Raw genomic sequence first — 1,421 nt, 5'->3', positions numbered from 1 at the left:
CGAAACGTTCCAGAGATTTTTTGTTTGACTTTCACCATCCGTAAATCGCGTTCGGCTTGGTTATTGTCAAACGGCACTTCTTTCTTTCGCAGGAAGAGAAGCGCTTCTTGCTTGCGCTTTTCTAGGCGCCGGATGAAATTTTCCGCTTTGCGGACACCTAGATGGCTGCCTTGTCGGCAACGTTCATCGAGTTCCCGGCGTCCATTCGAAAGAAGCTCGTCGTACACCGCTTCCCAATACCGGACTTTCTCTTCCGGCAAGGCTCCGCCCGCTTTCTCCACTGCCTGTTTCATCTCCAACAGTGCTTCGGCCATCTTGTTCGACCAAGAGTGCTGGTAAAGTTCGGTATATTCCCGAAGCTCCCGGAGATGATGGGCGTGGCAAAGGGCATGGCTCGCCTGCGTATACATCGGGTATACGGAATACGCATCATGTACCATCGTTCCTTTGTACCGTGGCAAAATCCCGATGTCATCCGTCGCTTGTTTGCCACGCGAGCGATGAATCCCGTATCGGGTTTCCTTGGAAGTGGAAGCGACGTGCACCCATTGTTTCGTTCCCTTCACACGCAGGCTCGTTTCATCGACGTGCAGCGTGCTCGAGGTGAGCAGCGCGGCTTCGATTTCTTCGATCGCTGCTTCTAACACAGGCTGCCACCGTCTCGTCATGTTCACGACCGTTCCGGCACTAATGGGATGATGAAATAATGTTTTCACCATCTCCGTAATCCGTTCGCACGGAATCAACTGCGCGTGATTCCAGTATAACAGGAGTGAAGTGATGACCGGTCCATATTGTACATGATTGGTGACATAGAAAGGGAACTCCGCCTGCTGGACAAGTCGGCATTCCGGACAACGCTTGATTTCCCGCTCATGTTGAGTGACTTCCATGCGAACCACTGGGAGGTCGAACACTTGGCGAATGTCTACTTGAAGTGGATCGACATGTTCTAAAGAGTGACCACATCCTTTGCATTGGGTCACACGGTGAAGGACTCGATGGTCAGGATTCGGTGCTTGGCGGAGCGTCGTTCCTTGGTGCCCTGGCTGTCCTCCCGGCCGTTTCTCCGACGGTTGGCGAGAAGGAGATTTCGCCCCAAACCGGTCAGAGGACGGCGGTAAATGACTATTCGTACTGTTTTTTTTCGTACGGGCTTCTAATTCTGCAATACGTGCTTTCAATTGCTGGTTTTCTTGTCTTAACTGTTTATTTTCGTTGATGAGTTTTTCGATGGTCTGTGCTTGACGTTCGATGTTTGCCACCATGCTTTCGAGTGTGAAGACCGCTTCTTGGAAGCCAAAAGCAACATTTGCCATTGTGTTCACCTCCCATGTCTATGATGGTAATTAGTATAGACAAGGAAGGTACGAACAAACCGGCTCTCGTAAATTTTTTCTATGTACGGGCTGAATAGTTAC

Annotated in this window: 1 protein-coding gene; it reads right to left on the bottom strand. The window is 50.5% G+C overall.

Annotation, left to right across the window (positions count from 1 at the left end):
* A partial coding sequence (locus tag BRO54_RS18775; protein ID WP_074044853.1) for an IS66-like element ISGka4 family transposase occupies positions 1-1,319 on the bottom strand: 1,319 nt, incomplete at its 3' end.
* Between the last annotated feature and the right edge of the window lie 102 nt (positions 1,320-1,421).

Origin of the sequence: Geobacillus proteiniphilus (genome assembly GCF_001908025.1) — a bacterium.
GTDB lineage: Bacteria > Bacillota > Bacilli > Bacillales > Anoxybacillaceae > Geobacillus > Geobacillus proteiniphilus.
The sequence above is the reverse complement of the archived record's forward strand: the minus strand, read 5'-3'. Positions and strand labels throughout refer to the sequence as shown.